Annotated in this window: 17 protein-coding genes; 14 read left to right on the top strand and 3 right to left on the bottom strand. The window is 70.5% G+C overall.

The features are described from left to right. Positions 1-16 precede the first annotated feature (16 nt). The 14 genes from CRP55_RS01940 (at position 17) to CRP55_RS02005 (ending at position 12,982) form a co-directional block, all read left to right on the top strand. Positions 17-1,291 carry a flagellar hook protein FlgE gene (locus CRP55_RS01940; RefSeq protein ID WP_097317701.1) on the top strand — a complete coding sequence of 425 codons (1,275 nt, stop codon included), beginning with the start codon at positions 17-19 and terminating at the stop codon, positions 1,289-1,291. Between the two features lie 193 nt (positions 1,292-1,484). Then, on the top strand, positions 1,485-1,769 hold the full coding sequence (locus tag CRP55_RS01945) for a flagellar FlbD family protein (RefSeq protein WP_245922737.1): 285 nt from the start codon (positions 1,485-1,487) through the stop codon (positions 1,767-1,769). A gap of 2 nt (positions 1,770-1,771) precedes the next feature. Further along, the gene (locus tag CRP55_RS01950; protein WP_097317702.1) at positions 1,772-2,563 is read left to right on the top strand and encodes a motility protein A; all 792 of its coding nucleotides are present in this window, start codon (positions 1,772-1,774) and stop codon (positions 2,561-2,563) included. Positions 2,564-2,566: 3 nt separating this feature from the next. Next, the gene (locus CRP55_RS01955) at positions 2,567-3,595 is read left to right on the top strand and encodes a flagellar motor protein MotB (protein ID WP_097317703.1); all 1,029 of its coding nucleotides are present in this window, start codon (positions 2,567-2,569) and stop codon (positions 3,593-3,595) included. Between the two features lie 14 nt (positions 3,596-3,609). After that, positions 3,610-4,059, top strand: coding sequence for a flagellar basal body-associated FliL family protein (locus tag CRP55_RS01960; RefSeq protein ID WP_097317704.1), 450 nt, complete (start codon positions 3,610-3,612; stop codon positions 4,057-4,059). A gap of 111 nt (positions 4,060-4,170) precedes the next feature. After that, a complete protein-coding gene (locus CRP55_RS01965) occupies positions 4,171-5,121 on the top strand; it encodes a flagellar motor switch protein FliM (RefSeq protein ID WP_245922738.1) in 951 nt (316 codons plus the stop codon). Beyond that, positions 5,118-5,879: a flagellar motor switch protein FliN gene (gene fliN, locus CRP55_RS01970; protein ID WP_097317706.1), complete on the top strand. Its 762-nt coding sequence runs from the start codon at positions 5,118-5,120 to the stop codon at positions 5,877-5,879. The genes CRP55_RS01965 and fliN overlap by 4 nt, the downstream gene beginning before the upstream one ends. Before the next feature lie 4 nt (positions 5,880-5,883). Then, complete coding sequence (locus CRP55_RS01975; RefSeq protein WP_097317707.1) at positions 5,884-6,327, top strand: flagellar biosynthetic protein FliO; 444 nt, start codon at positions 5,884-5,886, stop codon at positions 6,325-6,327. Further along, positions 6,327-7,175, top strand: coding sequence for a flagellar type III secretion system pore protein FliP (gene fliP, locus CRP55_RS01980; protein WP_245922823.1), 849 nt, complete (start codon positions 6,327-6,329; stop codon positions 7,173-7,175). The genes CRP55_RS01975 and fliP overlap by 1 nt, the downstream gene beginning before the upstream one ends. Beyond that, positions 7,172-7,936: a flagellar biosynthetic protein FliR gene (locus CRP55_RS01985; protein WP_097317709.1), complete on the top strand. Its 765-nt coding sequence runs from the start codon at positions 7,172-7,174 to the stop codon at positions 7,934-7,936. Before fliP ends, CRP55_RS01985 begins: the two co-directional genes overlap by 4 nt. 13 nt (positions 7,937-7,949) lie before the next feature. Further along, the gene (locus tag CRP55_RS01990; protein WP_097317710.1) at positions 7,950-9,041 is read left to right on the top strand and encodes an EscU/YscU/HrcU family type III secretion system export apparatus switch protein; all 1,092 of its coding nucleotides are present in this window, start codon (positions 7,950-7,952) and stop codon (positions 9,039-9,041) included. A 92-nt stretch (positions 9,042-9,133) separates the two neighbouring features. Next, positions 9,134-11,176, top strand: a complete 2,043-nt coding sequence (gene flhA, locus CRP55_RS01995) for a flagellar biosynthesis protein FlhA (protein WP_097317711.1) — start codon at positions 9,134-9,136, stop codon at positions 11,174-11,176. Then, on the top strand, positions 11,166-12,752 hold the full coding sequence (locus CRP55_RS02000; RefSeq protein ID WP_097317712.1) for a flagellar biosynthesis protein FlhF: 1,587 nt from the start codon (positions 11,166-11,168) through the stop codon (positions 12,750-12,752). The genes flhA and CRP55_RS02000 overlap by 11 nt, the downstream gene beginning before the upstream one ends. Beyond that, a complete protein-coding gene (locus tag CRP55_RS02005; RefSeq protein ID WP_097317713.1) occupies positions 12,749-12,982 on the top strand; it encodes a hypothetical protein in 234 nt (77 codons plus the stop codon). Before CRP55_RS02000 ends, CRP55_RS02005 begins: the two co-directional genes overlap by 4 nt. Positions 12,983-13,036: 54 nt before the next feature. Here the strand turns inward: CRP55_RS02005 and CRP55_RS55530 are convergent, their stop codons facing one another. Genes CRP55_RS55530 through CRP55_RS02020 form a run of 3 tightly spaced genes read right to left on the bottom strand, consistent with a single transcriptional unit; the run spans position 13,037 to position 16,620 of the window. Further along, positions 13,037-15,130: a flagellar hook-length control protein FliK gene (locus CRP55_RS55530; protein WP_097317714.1), complete on the bottom strand. Its 2,094-nt coding sequence runs from the start codon at positions 15,128-15,130 to the stop codon at positions 13,037-13,039. A gap of 33 nt (positions 15,131-15,163) precedes the next feature. Next, positions 15,164-16,177 carry a transglycosylase SLT domain-containing protein gene (locus CRP55_RS02015; protein ID WP_097317715.1) on the bottom strand — a complete coding sequence of 338 codons (1,014 nt, stop codon included), beginning with the start codon at positions 16,175-16,177 and terminating at the stop codon, positions 15,164-15,166. After that, on the bottom strand, positions 16,174-16,620 hold the full coding sequence (locus CRP55_RS02020) for a flagellar FliJ family protein (protein ID WP_097317716.1): 447 nt from the start codon (positions 16,618-16,620) through the stop codon (positions 16,174-16,176). Before CRP55_RS02020 ends, CRP55_RS02015 begins: the two co-directional genes overlap by 4 nt. Positions 16,621-17,324: the final 704 nt, after the last annotated feature.

Consider the following 17,324-nt stretch of genomic DNA (forward strand, 5'->3'; position numbering starts at 1 on the left):
GCGAAGGACCCAGAACATGCTGCGCTCTCTCTACTCGGGCATCAGTGGCCTGCACGCCCACCAGATGATGATGGACGTCACCGGTAACAACATCGCCAACGTCAACACCGTCGGCTACAAGGCCAGCTCCGTGCAGTTCCAGGACACGCTGAGCCAGATGGTCGGCGCCGCCGGCTCGCCTCAGGACGGCATGGCCGGCACCAACCCGGCCCAGGTCGGCCTGGGTGTCCGCAACGCCGGCATCACCTCGAACTTCAGCCAGGGATCGGCGCAGACCACCGGCAAGGCCGGCGACATGATGATCCAGGGCGACGGCTTCTTCATCACCCGCCGCGGCCAGGAGGAGCTCTACACCCGGGCCGGCTCGTTCTTCTTCGACGCCAACGGCACGCTGTCCACCGCTACCGGTGAGCCTGTGCAGGGATGGACCGCCGAGGACGGTGTGGTCAACACGGCCGGCAAGCCCGGCGACATCAAGATGCCGCTCGGCCAGAGCATCGACCCGAAGGTGACCGACAAGATCGAGATGAAGGGCAACCTGACCTTCGACGTGCCCGACGATGTCACCGCCGTCGCGGACATGGATCCCATCGAGATCCCGTTCAAGGCGTTCGACAAGTTCGGCTCCCCGGTCAGCCTCTCGGCGTACTTCAAGCGCACTTCCGAGAAGGGCGTGGATCCCGGCACGTACGACGTCAGTGTGGGTCTGTCCGGTGACGCCGCCAACGCCAAGCCGATGACCGAGAACGGGGGCGAGCTCACTTTCACCGCGGGCAAGCTCGACCCGGCCGACACGAAGCTGTCGTTCGCCGGCCTCTCCGACCTCAACAGCAACCTCAGTGACGAGCTCACCATCGACGGCGCCGATCTGACCATGTTCCACGGCCTCACCGAGGCCCGGGTCTCCGACTCGAACGGCAACGCGGCCGGCACGCTGGCCTCGCTGTCGTACACCGTGTCGGACACGGGGCAGATCATCGGCGCGTTCAGCAACGGCCAGAAGAAGATCCTCGGCCAGGTCGCCCTGGCCACCTTCAAGAACGTGAACGGTCTCGAGAAGACCGGTGACTCGATGTACCGCTCGACCGTCAACTCGGGCCTGGCCCAGGTCGGCACGCCCACCAGCTCCGGCCTCGGCCAGGTGATCAGTGGCGCCGTCGAGATGTCGAACGTCGACCTGGCCCAGGAGTTCACCAACCTGGTCATCGCCCAGCGCGGCTTCCAGGCCAACTCCCGCGTCATCACGACCTCCGACGAGCTGCTCCAAGAGCTCGTCAGCATGAAGCGCTAGTAGTTCGGCAGCGGTCCGGCCGGCGGCCGGGACAGGCACTCGAGTGCCTGTCCCGGCCGCTTCATTTATCCGATCGGCTGCACCCGAAGCGCGACCGTATGGATCTCATCGGCAACCGTCAGGTCGCCGAAGTACACGGTGAAGGGCCACGGAGGGTCCTACAGCCCAGGACCACACCACCACCCAAGGACGGATGATCGTGATCCTCGTAACCCGCATCAACGGTGCCGTGTTCGCCCTCAACCCCGACCTGATCGAGCGCGCCGAGTGCACGCCCGACACGGTCATCACCTTGGTCGACGGCACCAAATACGTCATCGCCGAGTCAGTGCCCGAGTTCATCGATTCAGTGCGCCACTACCGCGCCTCGCTGATCTCCCAAGCTTCCCGCCTCGAGGCCCAGCCCGCGGCCGCCGCCATCCCGTCTGACGACGACCACGACGCCCAGGTGCTCACGCTGCACCGGAAGGACCGCTGAACATGGATATCTCAACGATCGTCGGTGTAGTTGTTGCCCTCATCATCGTCTTCACGGTGCAGATCCTGGAGGGCGGTAACCCGGCCTCCATCATCCTGATCCCCTCGATGCTCCTGGTGTTCGGTGGAGCGCTCATGGCCGGTATGGCCGGCGGTGTCCTCAAGGACACGACGGGCATCGGCAAGAACCTCCAGAAGGCGTTCCTCGCCAAGGTCACGCCGCCGACGCAGCTGGTCGACAGCATCGTCAAGCTGGCCGAGCGGGCCCGCCGCGAGGGCCTGCTGGCCCTGGAGGACGCGGTCAAGACGGTTGAGCACCCCTTCCTCAAGCGCGGTCTGCAGCTGGCGATCGACGGCACCGACCCGGAGGAGCTGCACGACGTCCTGCACGCCGAGATCGCGGCCAAGAAGAAGGCCGACAAGGCCGGCAAGAAGCTCTTCGAGAACATGGGCGGTTACGCCCCCACGATCGGCATCATCGGTACGGTCATGGGCCTCGTGCACGTGCTCGAGAACCTCGACAAGCCCGAGACGCTCGGCCACTCGATCGCCGCCGCGTTCGTCGCCACCCTCTGGGGTGTGCTCAGCGCCAACGTCATCTGGCTTCCGCTCGCCGCTCGTCTCGACCGCCTCAGCGGCATCGAGGCCGAGGAGATGGAACTGGTCGTCGACGGTGTCCTGGCCATTCAGGCCGGCTCCAACCCGCGCCTCGTGGCGCAGAAGCTCCGCAGCCTCCTCCCGCCGGACGAGGCCAAGAAGGCCGAGGCGGCCGCGAACACCAAGAAGGCGGCGTAACGCATGAGCTCAGGCGGGGGTAAGCGTAAGCAGCGTCATGAGGAGCACGAGGAGCACGTCAACCACGAGCGCTGGCTCGTGTCGTACGCCGACATGCTGACCCTCCTGTTCGTGCTCTTCGTCGTGCTCTACTCGATGAGCAGCGTCGACAACAAGAAGTTCGCCGAGCTGGCGGCGGGTCTGTCCGCCGGCTTCGGCGCGCAGAGTGTCGCGTTCTCCGGTCAGACCTCGACCCTGGACGGCGCCGGTCAGAGCACCGAGGTCGTCGCCATCGACCCGGGCGCCAACCCGGGTGACGGCAAGGCCGGCTCGTCCAACCTGACGGCCAAGCAGCAGGAGGCGGTCAAGGCGGCGATGGCCGCGGAGGACCGTTCCAAGGCTTCGAAGAACGCTCAGGCCGCCACCAAGGAGGCCGAGAACCTCAAGAAGATCGAGAACCAGATCTCCGACGTGCTCGCAGCGCAGAAGCTGCTCGGCTCGGTCAAGTTCACCATCGACCGGCGCGGCCTGGTGGTCACGGTCCTCACCAACGACGTGGTCTTCGCCGGCAACCGGGCGGAGCTCAAGTCCGGTGGCAAGAAGATCCTGGACGCCATCGCGCCGACCCTGAAGAAGCTGCCCAACAACATCGAGGTCGACGGCAACACCAACCAGCTCAAGGTTCAGACGTCGTACTACCCGAGCGGCTGGGAGCTCTCCGCCGCCCGTGCCTCGACCACGGTCCGCTACCTGGTCGGCAAGGGTCTGGCCAAGAACCGCATGACGGCCGTCGGCTACTCCGACACCAAGCCGCTGATCGACCCGGCCGACCCCCGGTCGATCACCATGAACCGCCGCGTCGACATCGTGGTCCTGACCACGCTGACCGCCGACCAGGCCGCGCTCCTGCCGGCCGCCTCCGGCTCGGACAGCAAGCTGCACACCGGCCAGACCTCGGCCCAGGCCGCGAAGGCCGCTCAGCAATCCAGCACCACGACCGAAAGCACCACTGAGTCCAGCACCAGCACCGCCACCACTACCGCACACAACTGAGGGGGAGTTCCGATATGAGCGAGCAGACGCCGGCCGCCGAGGCGCCGAAGAAGTCCAAGAAGATGCTGATGATCATCGTGATCGCCGCAGTTGTGCTGCTGGGTGGTGGCGCCGGGGCGTTCTTCATGCTCAAGGGCGACAGCGCCGAGGCCGCCGAGCCCGAGAAGGGCGTGATCACCGCGATCGACGAGGCGCTGACGATCAACCTGGCCGACGGCCACTACCTGAAGCTGGCCTTCTCGCTGCAGCAGACGGCCGACGCCGCCGAGGCGGTCGACACCAGCGAGGCGATCGAGCTGGCGATCGACGAGTACACCGGCAAGAAGGTCGCCGAGCTGGAGACCGAGAAGGGCCGCACCGCGATCAAGGAGGAGCTCCTCGCGAAGATCGAGAAGGCCTACACGACCAAGGACGACGTCAAAGAGGTCATGGGCATCTACTACACGCAGTTCGTGACCCAGTAAGACCGCAACGCTTCGGGCGGGTTCACTTCGGTGGACCCGCCCGAAACGCGTTTAAGGGGACGAAACGGCGCTCCGGCTCAGCCGCTCCGGAAACGAGCCGATGGGGACAACGTGACCACCGCCGCACGCTCCCCGGGCCGGATGTCGCGTCGTGGGCAGGGCACCGGGCCGGCCCCGTACGACTTCCGCCGTCCCATCAAGCTCTCCCGCGAGCACGTCCGTACGTTGCAGATGGCCTTCGAGACGTACGCCCGAAGTTGCGGAACCCTGTTGACGACCCGGCTGCGCGCCGTGAGCAGCGTCAGCCTGGTCTCGATCGAGCAGCTGAACTACGACGAGTACGTCGCCTCGCTGAACAACCCCACGGTGATCGCGGTCGTGGTGCTCGACCCGCTGCCGGGCTCGGCGCTCATGGAGATGTCCACCTCGGCCGTCATGTCTGCTATCGATCACATGCTGGGCGGGCCCGGCGGTCCGCAGCCGGAGCGGCCGCTGACCGAGGTCGAGATGCCCCTGCTGCGCGGCCTGCTGGAACGGATGCTCGGCGAGCTGCGGTACGGCTTCGAGAACCTGGTCGAGCTGCAACCCAAGCTCAAGGACATCGAGTACAACGCACAGTTCCTGCGCACCCACCAGCCGGGCGACGCCTGCGTGATCGCCACCTTCGACATGAAGATCGGCGCCGAGGAGTGCCTGGCCAGCATCTGCCTGCCGTTCAACACGATCCTTCCGGTGCTCTCGCGCACCGAGGCGGTGGTGCTCAGCGACGCCGAGCGGGCCACCAAGGACATGGCGCTGCGCAACATCACCGCCGGGCTCTCGGCGGCCCCACTCGATGTGGCAATCCGATTTCAGCCCATTCGCATGCGTACCGATGACATCGTGGACCTACGCCCCGGCGACGTCGTCCCGTTGGGCCACCCGACCAGTCGGCCCCTCGACGTGACAGTCAACGAGACCGTTTTCGCCCATGCAGTTCCCGGTAATCAGGGGGCTCGGCTCGCCTGCCTCGTGGTGCCGTCCCCCAAGGAGTCCTCGCCCAAGGAGTCTGGCCGCCCATGACCGCGCCCACCATCACCGCGCCGCAGCTGGCGCTCGCCCGGACGGCCGCCGAGGCCGCGCTCGCCGTTCTGCCCACCAGCCGCCCGCTGGCCGTCGCCGACCCGGTCACCGCCAGCGCGGACATCCTGGCCGAGGGGCAGGCGGTGACCGCCAAGTTCAGCGGTGCGGCCACCGGCGAGGTGGTCGTGGTGGTCGGGCAGGACCTGGCGGACGCGCTCAAGGAGAGCCCGATCGGCGAGCTCGACCTGACCGCCGCCGTCCGGCCCGCGCTCGAGGCCGCGGCCCGCGCCTTCGGGCCGGTGGTGCTCGATCCGGGCACGGTGATGGAGCCCGGGGTCGCGCTCAGCGCGCTGGCCACCAAGGACGACGCCATCGCCGTGCCGCTGGTCGAGGGCCAGGAGATCCGCGCCGTCCTGGCCCTGTCCCTGACGCCCTGGCCGGCCGACGATCCCGCGGCCGCCGGCGGGGTGGCCCGCCGGGAGACGGCGGCGTCACCGGCGATGGCGCTCCGCGGCGGCCTGGACATGCTCCACGACGTCGAGATGGAGGTCTCGGCCGAGCTGGGCCGCACCCGGATGAGCGTGCGCGAGCTGCTCTCGCTCACCCCGGGCGCGATCGTCGAGCTCGACCGGGCCGCCGGCAGCCCGGCCGACCTGCTGGTCAACGGCCGGCTGATCGCCCGCGGCGAGGTGGTCGTGGTGGACGAGAACTTCGGCATCCGGATCACCGAGATCGTCGCTCCCGGCGCCGAGGGGTAAGGCCTTGTTCGAGCTGGCCCTGCGGATCGGTTTCTCGCTCTTCGTCATCCTGGGCATGATGTGGCTGCTGGCGCGCCTGATCCGCCGGCCGCTGGGGCGCGGGCACGGCGCGCTCGTCGTGCTCAACCGGCAGCAGCTGACCCGGGGCGCGGCGGTGGCCGTGGTCCGGGTGGCCGACCGGGCGATGATCCTCGGGGTCACCGACCAGAACGTGAGCCTGCTCGGCGAGGCCGACGTCGAGGACTTCGAGAAGCATCCGCACGAGCACCGCGACCACCTGCCGGTCGGGCCGGACCTGACCGCGGCCGAGGCCGCGTCGCTCAGCGAGCCCCTGCCCGGCCGGCATCCGGCGGCCCAGGCGCCGGGCCGGCTCGAGGGCTCCCTGCTCTCGCCCCGCACCTGGTCGCAGACCATGAGCTTCCTGCGTGATCGGACGACCCGGCGATGATGCGGCGCGTGCTCCTGCTGATCTTCGCGAGCCTCGGGCTCGCGCTCGTCCTGCTGCCCGGCCCGAAGCCGGCCGCGGCCGAGCCGATGGTCCAGGAGCGTGCGCCGGCCGCGGTCGTCGTGGCCGTCCCGGAAAAGGCGCCGGCGCCGCCGTCACCGCCGAGCCGGCCCGGTCAGCCCAACATCAACGTCAACATCAACGGCACCAACCCGGACGGCAGCCGGCCGTCGACGTCGCTGATCATCATGCTGGGCCTGACGGTCCTCTCGGTCGCGCCGGCGCTGCTGCTGCTCTGCACCTGCTTCACCAAGATCTTCATGGTCCTGGGCATCACCCGTAACGCGCTCGGCCTGACCTCGATGCCGCCCAACCAGGTGCTGGCCGGTCTGGCCCTGTTCATCAGCCTGTTCATCATGGGCCCGACCGTGTCGGCGATGAATGAGCAGGGCGTACAGCCCTATCTGAAGGGCGACAAGACCCAGTCGCAGGCGTTCGACGCCGGCGTGAAGCCGCTGCGGGACTTCATGTGGCGCACCACCCGCGAGGACGAGGTCGCGCTGCTGGTCAAGCTCTCCGGGCAGGACCGGCCGAAGAACCGCGACGACGTCGAGCTGACCACCCTCATCCCGGCCTTCATCCTCTCCGAGCTGCGGGCCGCCTTCATCATCGGCTTCGTCATCTTCATCCCGTTCCTGCTGATCGACATGGTCGTCTCGGCGTCGCTCATGTCGCTGGGCATGATGATGCTGCCACCCGTCACTATTTCTTTACCCTTCAAGCTTTTGCTGTTCGTGCTGGTGAACGGCTGGGGGCTGATCCTCACGGCGCTCGTGGCGTCGTACAAATGAATCTCGACGTCGCCGTCGCCGACCTGCTCGCCATCATGTTGGGCGCGGCCCGCACCGGGGCCTGGCTGATGATCTGCCCGCCGTTCAACTCGCGGCTCATCCCGGGCCCGGTCAAGGCCCTGCTCTCGGTCGGCCTGACCCTGCCGCTCGCGCCCTACCTGCGCGGCACGGTGCCGTCGCTGGAGACCTCCGACATCGTGTTCAGCGCGGCCCTGCAGGTCTTCGTCGGCGCCGGGCTCGGCTTCGTCACCGCCCTGCTGTTCGCCGCCCTTCAGGCCGCGGGCGACCTGCTCGACCTGTTCGGCGGCTTCACCCTGGCCATGGGATACGACCCGCTGTCGCAGAACCAGAGCTCGGTGTTCGGCAAGTTCTACAACCTCGTCGCGGTGACCCTGCTGTTCGTCACCGAAGGCCATCAGATGGTGCTCCGCGGATTTCTCCAGTCATTCCGGACGGTGCCGCTGGACGTCACGTTCTCGCTCGGCACGTTCAGCGAGGTGCTGCTCAAGGGCATCGGAGACATGTTCGTGGCGGCCATCCAGATCGCCGGCCCGCTGGTCGCCGTCCTGTTCCTCACCGACTGCGCGTTCGGCCTGCTCAACCGGGTCGCCCCGGCGCTCAACGCGTTCCAGCTCGGCTTCCCGGCCAAGATCTTCCTGGTTCTCCTGCTGTCCGGCATCGCGATCACCGCGCTGCCCGGCGTGATCGGCAAGGTGGTGGAGCGCGCGGTCAGCGCGGTCCTCCAGCTCACCGGCGGCTGAAGGGGGGTGCGCGATGTCGGGCGAGAAGACCGAACAGCCGACACCACAGAAACTCAAGAAAGCCAAACGCGAAGGACAGATCGGCCGTACGCAGGACATCGGCGCCTGGTTCGGCATGCTCGCGGCGAGCATCCTGCTGCCGCGGACCATGGAATCGGCCATGAAGCACGCCGAGGAGGTCATGGTCCAGGTCCCCGACGTCATCGCGAACCCCCAGCCGTCGCAGGCCCTCTACATCCTCAAAGAGGCGATGTTCGGCGCCGCCTGGGCCGTGCTGCCGCTGGCCATGACGATGATGGCGGTCGGCGTGGCCGCGGCCGGCGCCCAGGGCGGCATCCGGGTCGCGACCAAGCTGTTCATCCCGAAGTTCAGCCGGCTCAACCCGCTGCCCGGCATCAAGCGGATGTTCGGGCCGCAGGCGCTCTGGGAGGGCATCAAGGCCCTGGTCAAGACGTCCGTGCTGGCCGGCGTGCTCTACACGACGACCAAGGACGTCATCCCGGTGCTGATGACCGCCGGGCAGCTTCCGCTCACCTCGCTGCTCGGCGAGGTCACCGACTCGATCCTGGGCCTGATCCGGGCCGCCTCGGTGGCCGGCATCGTGATGGCCGCCGCCGACTACTTCGTGGTCCGCCGCCGCACCAACAAGCAGCTGCGGATGACGAAGGAAGAGGTCAAGCAGGAGTACAAGAACACCGAGGGCGACCCGCTGATCAAGGCGCAGATCCGCGCCCGGCAGATGGCGATGGCCCGCAACCGGCAGATGGCCGACGTGCCGACGGCCGACGTGGTGCTGGTCAACCCGACCCACGTCGCGGTGGCGCTGCGCTACGAGCCGCAGAAGGGCGCGCCCCGGGTGGTGGCCAAGGGCCAGGGCCCGCTCGCGCTCAAGATCCGCGAGTTGGCGGCCGAGCACCGGGTGCCGATGGTCGAGGACGTGCCGCTGGCCCGGGCCCTTTACGCCGGCACCGAGGTCGGCGCCGAGATCCCGGCCGACTTCTTCGGCTCGGTGGCCAAGGTGCTGGCGTTCGTGATGAGCCTGAAGGCCAAGGGCTCGGCGGCAGGCCTGCACCGCAGCCCCAATTCCGCCTCAGCCGCCGCATAACACGAAATACGGAGATTTCCTCACATCGGTACCGCGAACGCGAGAAGATCGGCTCGTAAGTGAGCCGACGGCGACCACTCCTGGGAGGTGCCGTGAAGAACCGCAATCTCAGCCGGCTTGCCGTGCCCGTCGGGGTCATCGGCATCATCCTCATGATGGTCGTGCCGCTGCCGACCTTCCTGCTGGACCTGCTGCTCGCGGTCAACATCACGGCGGCCCTGCTGATCCTGCTGACCAGCATGTTCGTACAGAAGCCGCTGGATTTCTCGGTCTTCCCGGCCCTGCTGCTGGTGGCCACCCTGTTCCGGCTCGCGCTCAACATCAGCGCCACCCGGCTGGTGCTGCGCGACGGCGACGCCGGCAAGGTGATCCACGCCTTCGGCAGCTTCGTCGTCGGTGGCAACCTCGTCATCGGCCTGGTGATCTTCCTGATCCTGGTCATCGTCCAGATGGTCGTGGTCACCAAGGGCGCCGAGCGGGTGGCCGAGGTCGGCGCCCGCTTCACCCTCGACGCCATGCCCGGCAAGCAGATGGCCATCGACGCCGACCTCAACGCCGGCCTCATCGACGAGGACCAGGCCAAGAAGCGCCGGGCCGAGGTGGCCGAGGAGGCCGAGTTCTACGGCGCGATGGACGGTGGCTCGAAGTTCGTCAAGGGCGACGCCATCGCCGCCATCATCATCACGCTGATCAACCTGGTCGGCGGTTTCGCGATCGGCGTCGCCCAGCAGGGCATGTCGGCCTCCGACGCGATGAACCACTACAGCCTGCTGAGCATCGGCGACGGCCTGGTCTCGCAGATCCCCGCCCTGCTGCTCTCGGTGGCCACCGGTCTGATCGTGACCCGCTCGGCCACCTCGGGCGACATGGGCTCCAGCGTCACCGCCCAGCTCAGCCAGAACAAGCTGGCGCTGCGCATCGGCGGCGCCGCCGCCCTCGCCCTCTGCATCATCCCGGGCCTGCCCAAGCTGCCCTTCCTCGTGGTCGGCGTGGCCGTCCTGGTCTTCGCCCAGCGGATCAAGGACCCGGTGCCGGAGGCCGAGGTGGCCGCGGCCGAGGCGGTCGAGATGCCGCCGGCCGACTCGCCCGAGCAGCTGCTCGGCGAGATGCGGGTCGACCCGCTCGAGCTCGCCCTCTCGCCCGACCTGGTCGACCTGGTCGACGCCAGCAGCGGTGACCTGCTCGACCGGGTCCGCGCCCTGCGCCGCAAGATGGCGATGGAGCTCGGCGTGATCATGCCGCCGGTGCGCACCCGCGACGACCTCGACCTGCCACTTTCCTCGTACGCCATCCGGATCTCGGGGGTGGACGCCGGCACCGGCGAGGCGCCGCCCGGCACCGTGCTCGCGATCGGCGACGGCCTGCAGGGCCTGCCCGGCCGGGCCGGCGTGGAGCCCGTCTTCGGCCTGCCCGGCAAGTGGGTCCCCTCCGAGCTGCACTATCAGGCCGAGCTCTCCGGCGCGACGGTCGTCGACCGGGCCAGCGTGATCATCACGCACCTGGCCGAGGTCGTCCGGAGCAACGCGAGCCGCCTGCTCGGCCGCGAGGACGTGCGGGCGCTGACCGAGATGGTCAAGCGCACCCACCCGGTCGTGGTGGAGGAGCTGACCCCGTCGATCCTCAGCCTCGGCCAGATCCAGAAGGTGCTCCAGGCACTGCTCGACGAGGGCGTGCCGATCCGCGACCTGGTCCGCATCTTCGAAGCGCTCTCCCTTCGAGCGAAACACACCGTCGACCCCGACTCCCTGGTCGAGGCCGCCCGCGGCGCGCTGGGCCCGGCGATCGCCGCCCAGTACGCGACCGGCGGCCGGCTCACGGTGATCACGCTCGACCCCATGCTCGAGCAACAACTGCTCGAATCGCTGCGGCCCAGCGAGACCGGCGCCTTCATGGCGATCGACGGCATGCGTGCCGAGGCGATCGTCACCGAGGCGGCCCGGCTCGCCGAGACCGCGGAACAGCAGGGACTGGCACCGGTGCTGGCCTGCTCGCCACAGCTGCGGCTGCCACTGATGCGGCTACTGCGCGCCGGCTCCCGCCGGGTGCAGGTGCTGTCGTACGGCGAAATCTCTGGTTCCACAGCACAGATCGAGACGATAGGAGTGGTGAACGGTGCCTACGCGGGTGCTGCTTGAGGGGCCGGCCATCGAGCCGTTGCTGGCTCAGGTGCGCGATGAGTACGGCTCCCGTGTCCGGATCATCTCAGCCGACAAGGTCCGCAGTGGCGGCGTCGGCGGCTTCTTCGCGAAGCAGCATTACGAGCTTTCCGTGGAAGTGCCGGACGGGAACGAGGACGGGAACGACATGCCACGATCGAAGACGGCCGACAGCGGCCAGCACAGCTTGGAACGGCTCCTCGAACGGGCCGAGTCGCAGGACCGGATGGACGAGCCGGCACGCCCGGCGTTCGGCACGGCCACGCCCCGCTCGGTGACCCCGGCGTCCTTCGCCGCGGCCCGGCCCAAGCCGCCGGCGGACTTCGACGCCGACGCGGGCCGGCACGCCGCCATCGGGGACACCGGCGCGGCGTTCGCCGAGCTGATGGCCGGGCTCGACGCCACCGGTGGCACGGCCACCGAGCGGTCGCGGCCCAAGCCGCCGCCGCGGGAGGAGACGCCGACGGTACGGCCGTTCCGCCCGGCCGCGGCGACCGAGTCGGCGGTGAACGCGGGCGCCAAGCCGGCCACACCGCAGGCCTTCGAGCCGCCGCCTGCCTTTGAGCCGCCGCCTGCCTTTGAGCCGCCGCCTGCCTTCGAGCCGCCGCCTATGCAGAACATCAAGCCCCAGTCGCCGGCCGCGGCCACCACGCCGCCCCCGGCCCCCGTGGCCGAGGCGGCACCGCAGTCGCCGGCCCACGGGCACAACCTGGCCGAGCACATCGGCGGGTTCGCGGCCGTCGAGGTCGAGGTGGACGAGCCGCCGGCCCCTTCGCCTGCGCCCGACGCCTACGAGTTCCGGCAGGTCACGCCGGTCTCGGCGGTGCCCGCCACCCCCGAGCCGCCGTCGGCCTCGGAGCAGGTGGTCAGCAACCTGGTCTCGGTCGGCATGCCCGAGGCGATGGCCCGGCAGATCACCGGCTCCGACACGTACGCCGGTGTGCTGAGCGTGCTGGCGGCCCGCCCGTCGGCGCCGAACATCCCGGACGGCCCGGGCGAGATCCTGGTCCTGGCCGGCGACATCAACATCGCGGTGCCGATCGCCCGGCAGCTCCTCGAGAACATCGACGTGCCGGAGAACCACCTGCTGCTGGCCGCGCCGTCGACGGCCGGCACCGGGCTGCACTCGTCCCGGCTGATCTCCACCGCCGAGGCGGCCGAGGCCCGCGCCGAGAAGCTGCACCAGGCCGAGCAGTCGTGGGTCGTCGTCCTGGACGCCCCGGTCGGCGGCACCGACCCGCTCTGGGTGAACGAGATGTGCGACGCGATCGGCGCCACCGCGCTCTGGGGCGTCGTCGACGCCACCCGCAAGACCGCGGACACCGCCCGTCACCTGCGCACCCTCGGTGAGGTCGAGGCCCTGGTCGTGCACAGCGTCGAGCTGACCGCCGATCCGGGCTCGGTGCTCGGCCTGGACCTGCCGATCTACTCGCTGGACGATCGGCCGGCCACCCCGCACGCCTGGGCCGCCATGCTCTGCGCGCGGATCGCCTCCGACGTGGCGCCGGTCGCGGCCGCGCCCCGCCGGGTCACCCGATCGGCCCGCCAGCCGTGATACGCCCGTCGGTCCTGCTGTTCGCGCTCCTGATGAGCGCGCCGGCGCTCTACCGCTACGTGCTCGACGAGGTCGACATCACCCAGGTGCTGATCCGCTTCATCATCGCCGTGCCGATCGCGGCCCTGCTCCTGGCCGGGCTGCGCTTCGTCACCGCCGGCTACGGCCGCAAGGACGAGGAGCAGGGCACACCGGTGACGCCGACGCCGCTCGAGGGCAAGGAAGCTTGATCGACAGAGAGAAGGACCGGCTTTTCGCCGGTCCTTTTCTCGTATCCGGGCCGGTCAGGCGTGGATGTCCAGGCGGCTGTCGCCCGGGGCGGCCCGCCGGATCGCCGGGGCCGGCTCGGTCGGCAGGGCGGTCTCGGCCCGCTCGGCCCGGCCCGCGCCGGACAAGCTCGCCGCGAACTGCTGCCGGGCCTGCTCCTGCTGGTTGCCCTGCCGCAGGTCGAGGTTGGTGTTGCCGAAGCCGGCGTCGTTGAGCTCGCGGCGCAGGTCGTCCATGGCGTTGCGCAGGGCTTCGTTGCCGGCGTCGGTGCTGCCGGAGAGCTGCACGGTGATGTCGCCGTTGCGGATCTCGGCCACCACCTGGACCGGCCCGAGGTCGACCGGGTGCAGGTGGACGGTCAGCCGGTGCACGCCGTCGGCGTCCAGCTTGAGCGGGACGATCCGCATCGCGAGCTGGGCGGCGGGCGGGCTGGGCACCTGGGCCGGCGGAGGCGGCGGCGCGGCCGCGGCGGTGGGTGCGGCCGGCGCGGCGGCCTGCGGTCCGGAGACGCCGGCCATCCCGGCCTGTCCGAGCGCGCCGGGATTGGCGGCGCCGTCGGGCGCCACACCGGGCGCGGCGGCCGGATTGACCGGATTGGCGGTGGGCGCGGTTTCGCCCTGATTTTGTACGTCGGTGGGTGCGGCCGGTGTGGCGTCGGCCGAAGTCGCGGCCGGAGCCGGCGTCGTCACCGTGCCCGTCGCTTCCGCGCCGGTCGCCGGTGTGCCGGCCGTCTCCGCCGGCCCGGTCCCCGCGGTCGCGGTCGCCGTCGCGGCCGTGGCCGCTCCCGTGAGAGTCGCGGCGGGGTCCTGGAGGGCGAGCCGTCCCGGCCCGTCCAGGGCGGTGGCCGGGGTCATCACCGACACGCCGTCCTGCGCGAGCTGTGCGGCGAACTCGGCCGGAATGGGCGTGCCGGGCTGGCCCGCCAGACCGGGCTGGGCACCGGCACCGGCGACGGCGCCGCCGCTGCCGCTGCCCAGGCCGAGCGCCGAACGGCCAGTGGCCGCCTGGGCGGCGGCGGCCTGCGCCTCGGGGTTCAGGTGGGCGCCGGTCGGTGGCAGGCCGGGGCCGGCCGGTGTCGCGGCGGCCGCTGTGGGCGTGGCCGAGCCGCCGGTGAGCGTGACCCCGCCGATCGCCGAACTCCGGCCGCCCTGAGTCTCCGTGGTGGTCTGCTGGCCGGTGGCGGCGGGCTGGGTGGCCTGGGCCGGTCCCGTGGTGGCGGCGGCCAGGGCCCCGGCCAGGGTTCCGGTCTGGGCGAGCATCGCCGCGCCGGGCGTCTCGGCCGCCTTCACCTCCGGTGCCGCCGTGGCCTCACCGGCTTGCGACTCGGCGTCGGTCGCCTCGGCGGCGTCCGGAGAACCGGTGCCGTCGGCCCGCTTCGAACCGGCGCGCGTGCCAGCGGCCTGCGTGCCCTCGGTCTGCTCGTCCCCGGGCCGGTCGCCGTCGGCCCGCTCGGTGCCGGCCCGCTGGCCGTCCTCGTCGCCGGTCGTACGCCGGTCGTCCGCACGGTCGGCCCGGCCGGTCCCGTCCGCTCGGTCGGTCCGGTCGTTTCTGTCCGCGCGATCCCCTCGGCCCGTTCCCTCGGCCCGGTCGGCCCGGTCGGCCCGGTCGGCCCGGTCTGCTCGGTCTCCCCGGTCAGCCCGATCCGTCCGGTCTCCTCGGTCAGCCCGATCCGTCCGGTCCGGCCGGTCGGCCCGGTCCGTGCGGCGGTCGGTCATGTCGCGGCGGTCGGTGGCCGCGCGCCGGTCGGCTGCGGCCCGGTCGGCTGCGGCCCGGTCGGCTGCGGCCCGGTCGGCGTCGGACCGGTTGAGGCGCGCCCGCTCCGCAACCTCGCGCTGCAAGGCGCTGCGGCCGGCGGCGGCCCGCTGATCGGCGGCCTGCTCGGTGGCCCGGTCCGCGGCCCGCTCGGCCGCGCGGTCGGTGGCGGCCCGGTCGGCGGCGCGCCGCTCGTCCGCCCGGCCCTGCCGCCCGTCGTCCCGGCCCGGGCGGGTCAGCTCGGCCGACAGCGCGGAGTCGAACTCGTCACCGCCCTCGCCGCGCTTGGCGCCCGGACGGCGTCCGATGTCGGCGATCGAGGCGCGGTCCGCTCCGCTGACGGAATTCGGGCTCTTCATGAGACTTCTCCTCGGTGTGGCCCTGTGATCGGCTCAGCCGCCCAGCGCGGCGAGAGCCTTCTGGACCTTCGGGACGTACGCCTGGGTCTCCGAGAACGGCGGGATGCCGCCATACTTGTGCACCGCGCCGCCGCCGGCGTTGTAGGCGGCCAGGGCCAGCGGCAGCGACTTGAACTCCCGCAAGTTGCGGGCGAGCAGCTTGGCGGCGCCGTTGATGGCCTGCTCCGGGTCGAACGCGTTCTTGACGCCGAGGCCCTTCGCCGTCGACGGCATGATCTGCATCAGGCCCTGCGCGCCGACCTTGCTGACCGCCTCCGGGTTGTACCCCGATTCGACCTTGGCTACCGCCGCCAGCAACTTCGGCGAGACGCCGTACCGGTTGCCGGCCTGAACGAAGAGATCCGCGTAGGGCACGCCTTCCAGGGAGCCGCCACCCCGAAGACTCGCCGGGCGGACCGCCGCCGCGGCGTTCTGCGCGGCCACCGCCCCCGTGTCGGCGTCCGACACGACCCGGCGGATGTGCGTCGGTTTCTCGTACACACTCTGGATCTTGACTTGGTCGCCCGGCTTGGGCGCCGCGATCATCTTGTTGTCACCGACGTAGATGGCGACATGATCGACGGGCGAGTCGAAGGCGAGGATGTCGCCCGGCTTGGCCTGCGCCAGATTTGGCACCGCCTCGCCCACCTTGGCCTGCTGATACGACAGGCGCGGCACCTTGATGCCGAGATCGGCGAAGGCCCGCTGCACCAGCGACGAACAGTCCAGGCCCTTGTCCGGGTCGGTGCTGCCGAACACGTACGGCGTGCCCAGATATTTCTTGGCGGCGTCCACCACCGACTGCCCGGTGGCCGCGCTGTTGAGGCGCATGCTGGGCGCGCCGCCGGTGGCGCTCGCCAGCGCCGAGGCGAAAGTGCTGCCACCGGCCGTGGTCACGGTGCCGTTGGCGGCGGTGCCGGTGGTGCCCGGCGCCGAGCTGACGGGGGTCAGGCCGAGCTGGCCCTGAAGCTCCTGGATGCGGTTGAGCACCCCGGCGACGCCCCTCACGCCTCGCTCCCGCCACCCCGGGCGGCGTTGCGCGCCTTGCTCGTCATCGCCAGCTCATCCAGGTTGGCCTGGTCCTTACGCAGATCGTGGGCACGCACCATGTCGGCGTGCCGCTCGGCCATCATCTCGACGGCCCGGCGGCGCTTGGCCGCATCGGCCAGCACGGCCATGCGCTCACGCTCGAGCTCCTCGGCCTCGGCCACCATGCGCTGGGCACCCATGAGAGAAGCGGCCAGCGACTGCCGGGCCACGATCCCCGCGACGATGGAACGGGCGGTCCCCTCGGTGGGCGCCTCGGAGCCGACCAGATCGAGGTGGCGGCGCTTGACCAGGGCCTCAGCATGACGGATCTCGGCCCGCGACTGGTTGACGGCACCCCGGGCGACATCCTCCTGCGCCTTGCGGGCGCGCAACACGGGCGAGAGTCGGAAGAATCGGTTCAAGATCGCCTCCCTGGCACACGGGCACATGGCGCCCTCACCTCACCCGGTCGGCCCGTACACCGAATCGCTGAGCCCTTGCACCCGAGCTGCAACTGAGCTGGCTGGCGTCGCTTCGCATCGCGGGTGGGGCTCATGGCCTACCGACCGGCGGTTCCACCCCGTGCGCGTTGAGGGGCTTCACCCCGTGCCTGCTGGCAGTTCGCTCCCGTGCGCTAGCCGCTTCGCCCCGTGCTGGCACCCTCTGCCCGCCGACTGCCTTGCCGTGCGCTGGTGCCTTGGTCCCGTGCTGGCAGTGCCATCCTGCGTGCCGGCCGCTCCGTCCCATGCTGGTAGTTCCGCCCTGTGCCCGCCGGCTGCTTTGCCCGTGTGTTGGCAGCTTTGTTCAGCGCTGGCAGTTCCGCTCGGTGCGCGCCGGCCGCTTCGCCCGCGTGCCCGGCCGCTTCGCCCGCGTGCCCGGCCGCTTCGCCCGCGTGCCCGGCCGCTTCGCCCGCGTGCCCGGCCGCTTCGCCCGCGTGCCCGGCCGCTTCGCCCGTGCGCTGGCCGCTTCGTCCCGTGCGTGCCTGAAGCGCTGCCCTGGGCGGTGGTGGGCTCTGTCCACAGGCGTTCTGTTCTATCCACAGGGCGGGCGCACGATCTTGTGTTTTTCGGGAGGATTTCTCTGCAGGTGGGGGTCCCCCTGGGAGGGCGGGGTCTGTCTGCCTGTC

This window comes from Paractinoplanes atraurantiacus, from assembly GCF_900215205.1.
GTDB lineage: Bacteria > Actinomycetota > Actinomycetes > Mycobacteriales > Micromonosporaceae > Actinoplanes > Actinoplanes atraurantiacus.